Annotated in this window: 5 protein-coding genes; all 5 read left to right on the forward strand. The window is 63.1% G+C overall.

Annotation, left to right across the window (positions count from 1 at the left end; translation table 11 throughout):
• Positions 1 to 14: 14 nt before the first annotated feature.
• The 5 genes from EOA86_RS23570 (at position 15) to ccmE (ending at position 4,429) form a co-directional block, all read left to right on the forward strand.
• On the forward strand, positions 15 to 680 hold the full coding sequence (locus EOA86_RS23570) for a response regulator transcription factor (protein ID WP_065010429.1): 666 nt from the start codon (positions 15 to 17) through the stop codon (positions 678 to 680).
• On the forward strand, positions 664 to 2,115 hold the full coding sequence (locus EOA86_RS23575; protein WP_128343849.1) for an ATP-binding protein: 1,452 nt from the start codon (positions 664 to 666) through the stop codon (positions 2,113 to 2,115). The genes EOA86_RS23570 and EOA86_RS23575 overlap by 17 nt, the downstream gene beginning before the upstream one ends.
• Before the next feature lie 177 nt (positions 2,116 to 2,292).
• Positions 2,293 to 2,733 (forward strand): hypothetical protein, encoded by a 441-nt coding sequence (locus tag EOA86_RS23580; protein ID WP_128343851.1) that lies wholly within the window; start codon positions 2,293 to 2,295, stop codon positions 2,731 to 2,733.
• A 115-nt stretch (positions 2,734 to 2,848) separates the two neighbouring features.
• The gene (ccmI, locus tag EOA86_RS23585; protein ID WP_128343853.1) at positions 2,849 to 3,982 is read left to right on the forward strand and encodes a c-type cytochrome biogenesis protein CcmI; all 1,134 of its coding nucleotides are present in this window, start codon (positions 2,849 to 2,851) and stop codon (positions 3,980 to 3,982) included.
• Between the two features lie 3 nt (positions 3,983 to 3,985).
• Positions 3,986 to 4,429 (forward strand): cytochrome c maturation protein CcmE, encoded by a 444-nt coding sequence (gene ccmE, locus EOA86_RS23590; RefSeq protein WP_065010432.1) that lies wholly within the window; start codon positions 3,986 to 3,988, stop codon positions 4,427 to 4,429.
• Positions 4,430 to 4,539 lie beyond the last annotated feature (110 nt).

The raw sequence follows: 4,539 nt of genomic DNA on the forward strand, positions 1-4,539 counted from the left end.
GGTATGATCCCCGCATGCGCGTACTCGTTGTCGAAGATGACAAGGATCTCAACCGGCAGATATCGGACGCGCTGGTCGATGCCGGCTATGTCGTCGACCGGGCTTTCGACGGTGAGGAAGGGCATTTCCTCGGCGACACCGAACCCTATGATGCCGTCGTGCTCGACATTGGCTTGCCGCAGATGGACGGCATCAGTGTGGTCGAGCGCTGGCGGCGCGGCGGCCGCAAGATGCCGGTCCTGATTCTGACGGCGCGCGATCGCTGGAGCGACAAGGTATCCGGCATCGACGCCGGCGCCGACGATTATGTCACCAAGCCGTTCCACATCGAAGAGGTGCTGGCCAGGGTCCGAGCGCTGATCCGGCGCGCGGCCGGCCATGCGTCGTCCGAGTTGACCTGCGGGCCGTTGCGGCTCGACACCAAGGCCTCCAAGGCCGATGTCGACGGCGTGCCGCTGAAGCTGACGTCGCTCGAATTCCGCCTGCTTGCCTATTTGATGCACCATATGGGCGAGGTCGTGTCCCGGACCGAACTGGTCGAGCATCTTTACGATCAGGATTTCGACCGCGATTCCAACACAATCGAGGTCTTTGTCGGGCGGCTTCGCAAGAAGATGGGCATCGACATGATAGAAACCGTTCGCGGCATGGGCTATCGAATGCGTGAGCCGGAGGCGTAAGGCGGAACCGCTCAAACAGACTGCAAGAACGCCGCTTTCACTGCGGTTCTGGCCGCGTTCGCTGGCGTTCCGGGTGATTGCCTTTTCCACGGTCTGGGCGATACTCACCCTGATTGTCATCTTCACGCTGATCACGACCCTCTATCGCCAGGCGAGCGAGCGCGGTTTCGACAGCCTGCTGTCGGCGCATCTGTTCAATCTGATCGGCTCGGTCGGCGTATCCGAAGGCGGGTCGCTGACCGGCGCTCCCGACCTTGGCGACCTCCGGTTCTCGGAGCCGAATTCCGGCTGGTACTGGTCGGTGGAGCCTGCGTCGGAAGGCGTACGCGGTGAGCTGCACTCCTCCTCGATGACCGAGGCGATCCTGTCGCCAAGCGTCGCCGAGGTTCCTTTCAATGCCAGCTTCCAGCGCAGCTATGCGACAGAAGGCATCGATGGCGAGGAACTGGAAGTTTTCGAGAGCGAATTCGTTCTCGACGCGAAAAATCGCGCAGCGCGCTTCCGTGTCATGGGCAACAAGACCGAGCTCGAGCAGGAAATAGGCGCCTTCCAGCGTCGCCTGCTGACCTATCTTTCCCTGTTCGGCGTCGGCATGATCGCCATCAACGCCATCGCGATCCTGTTGGGCCTGCAGCCATTGCGCCGGGTCAGGAACGCTCTCGCTATGGTGCGCGAAGGAACCGCGCAAAGGCTCGACGGTCGCTTCCCGGCCGAGATCGAGCCGCTCGCCAACGAGACCAACGCGCTGATCGAAAACAACAAGCGTATTGTCGAGCGCTCACGGACGCAGGTCGGCAACCTCGCCCATTCGCTGAAGACGCCGCTGGCGGTGCTGATCAATGAGGGGCGGGCGCTCGGCGGCGCCAAGGGCCAGCTCATAGCCGAGCAGGCCGCGTCGATGCAGAAGCAGGTTGACCATTATCTGCAGCGCGCCCGCGTTGCGGCACAACGCGACAGCGTCGTCTACCGCACGCCGGTGGCGCCGCTGGTCCAGCGCATGGTACGCGTGCTGCAAAAACTCAACCCGCAGACCGCTCTCTCGCTGTCGCTGCCCGCAGTCGATATCGTCTTTGCCGGCGAACGCGAGGATTTGGAAGAATTGCTTGGCAATCTGCTCGACAACGCCATGAAATGGGCAAAGAGCGCGGTCGCCGTGTCGGTGGCGCCGATCTCCGGCAAGAAGAGTGGCGTCGGCAAGGAGGGTGCTGTCGATCTGTTCGAGATCAGCATCGAAGATGACGGCCCGGGCATTCCCGAAGACAAGGCGCGCGAGGCGCTGAAGCGCGGACGGCGGCTCGACGAGACAAAGCCGGGGACCGGGCTTGGACTTGCCATTGTCGCCGACCTGGTCAACGAGTATGGAGGCCTTCTGGCTCTGGAACGGTCGAGCATGGGCGGGTTGAAGGCGGTGGTTCAATTGCGGAGCCTTCACTAGACTTATGCTTTTGCTGGGCTAGTCGACATTGATCGACCGTGCGTGATATTGCGGCATGTCGACTGGTCCCGGAGCCGTCGGCCGCGGCCAAATTTCCGACAAACATCGACACTATGGCCACGCCGACTTCCCCCGATGGCGCGGCCCAGCTCTAACTCAAGAAAACTGGTTGTTGGCATGAAGATTCGCGTCGCGCTCGTTTCCGCACTGCTGGCCGCTTCCGGCTGCACGACGCTGGGCAGGAGCCCTGGCTCCACGGTGGCGCCGCAGCCGGCCGCCACGCCGCAAAGTGACGGCAAGATCGCGACGACGATCATTACCGCCATGGGGGGCGGCCTCGTCAGCGGATCGATCGGTACCGGCTTGAACGATCCCGAAAAGCGCAAGGCGCTGGAGGCGGAATACAGGGCGCTGGAGTACACGGCGAGCGGCCAGAAGGTGAGGTGGAAAAGCGATCGGTCGGCGCATTACGGTGAAGTCGTGCCCGCCCAGCCCTATCGTGTCGGCTCGCAGGACTGCCGGCAATACACCCATACGGTCTTTACCGGCGCCGCCGGCGCCACCGCGCGCGGAACCGCTTGCCGCAACGCCGATGGCAGCTGGACGCCACTGACATAACGACCGGCCGAATGCTCCAGTTGACATCAATCAAGGACATGCGACGCTCCTGCCGTCAAAGCGTCGCAGGACCCCTGTGTTGGCAGGGCATGGCTCTGCCGTTATTGGAATAAGCATGCTGTTCTGGGTCATAGCTGCCATTCTCACGCTGGGTGCAAGCCTGGCGGTTCTGATACCGCTGGCCAGCGGCTCGAAGGGTGGTTCGGCGAGCAGCGATCATGACCTTGAAGTCTATCGCGACCAGTTGTCCGAGCTTGACCTGGACGTGGCGCGTGGCCTGATCCAGCCGGCGGAGGCCGAAGAGGCGCGTGCGGAGATCGCCCGCCGGATCCTTCGACTTGACAATGCCGCCGACAAGTCAGCGGCGCGGCAGCCGTCAATGGCGACCAGGCTGGTTGCGACGGCCGCGGTCCTGGCGGTTCCGCTGGTCAGTTGGGGCTTGTACAGCCAGCTCGGCTCGCCCGATCTGCCGTCGCAGCCGCTCAGCGAGCGACTGGCCAAGAATCCCGCCGACAGTTCGGTGGAGGAACTGGTGGCACGCGCCGAGGCCCACCTTGCCGCGAATCCGTCCGATGGCAGGGGTTGGGGCGTTCTGGCGCCAGTCTATCTGCGCATGCAGCGGTTTTCCGACGCGGTGACGGCGTACCGGAACGCCATTCGCCTCGACGGCGACAGTGCTGCCCGCCAGGCCGGCCTCGGCGAGGCGATCGCCAGCGCAGCGGGCGGCATAGTCTCGGCCGACGCTCAGGCCGCCTTCGAGGCGGCGCTGAAGCTCGATCCGGCAAATCCGAAGGCCAGCTTTTATCTGGCGATGGGCATGGCGCAGGAAGGCCGCACTGAGGAGGCCACAGCTGTCTGGCAGAAAATGCTAGCGGCCTTGCCGCAGGACTCAGCCTGGCTCGGCGCCGTCGAGCAGGCACTGGCCGAATCCGCCAAGCGGAACGTCGCTTCGGGAGTGCCTGCAAAAGGCCCGGACGCCGCGAATGTCGATGCAGCCTCGTCGATGTCGCCGCAGGACAGGGAAGCGATGATCAACACCATGGTTGCGGGACTTGATGAAAGACTTCGGCAAAACCCGCGCGATGCGGAAGGATGGATGCAGCTTATTCGTTCCTATGTCGTGCTGGGCAAGGCCGATCAAGCACGCGACGCGCTCAATCGCGGTATCGCCGTTTTTGGCTCAGATAGTGAGGAAGCGAAGAAATTCACCGCCTTTGCCATCTCGCTCGGCCTGACGGCGACGGAGTAAAACATGACGCGCAAGCAGAAAAGACTGTCGGTGATCGCCGGAGGGTTGGCCTTCCTCGGTGCCGCCACCGGCCTGACCTTCTACGCGCTCGGCCAGAAGGCCTCCTACTTCTACATGCCCGCCGATCTGACCACCGCCAGCCTGCAGCCTGGGCAGCGTATCAGGCTCGGCGGCCTCGTCGAAAAAGGCACGATCGAGCGCGGTCAGGGGGCTACCGTCGCTTTTTCGGTGACCGACAACCAGAAGCAGGTCAAGGTCACCTACACCGGCATTCTTCCCGACCTTTTTCGTGAGGAGCAGGGCGTCATCACAGAAGGCACGTTTCGCCCGGACGGCGTCTTCGTCGCCGACAGCGTGCTGGCCAAGCACGACGAGAACTACATGCCCAAGGAGGTGGCCGACGGCCTCAAGTCCAAGGGCGTGTGGCAGGAGAGCAAGAGTGACTAAGCAGGTTCCGCAAAAGTGTCTCACGGTCTTGCGGCAAGAACCTGTGGCAAAACAAAAACCTGGCGGGCGCCACAATGGTTGAAACCGGACATTTCGCGCTGGTCCTGGCG

The sequence above is a fragment of the Mesorhizobium sp. M5C.F.Ca.IN.020.32.2.1 genome, assembly GCF_004023105.1.
GTDB classification, from domain to species: Bacteria; Pseudomonadota; Alphaproteobacteria; order Rhizobiales; family Rhizobiaceae; genus Mesorhizobium; species Mesorhizobium wenxiniae.

What these genes read in the sequence shown, in the direction of transcription:
- ccmE (WP_065010432.1), top strand. Translation starts at nt 3,986, where the DNA reads ATGACGCGCAAGCAGAAAAGACTGTCGGTGATCGCCGGAGGGTTGGCC.
- EOA86_RS23580 (WP_128343851.1), top strand. Translation starts at nt 2,293, where the DNA reads ATGAAGATTCGCGTCGCGCTCGTTTCCGCACTGCTGGCCGCTTCCGGC.
- EOA86_RS23570 (WP_065010429.1), top strand. Translation starts at nt 15, where the DNA reads ATGCGCGTACTCGTTGTCGAAGATGACAAGGATCTCAACCGGCAGATA.
- ccmI (WP_128343853.1), top strand. Translation starts at nt 2,849, where the DNA reads ATGCTGTTCTGGGTCATAGCTGCCATTCTCACGCTGGGTGCAAGCCTG.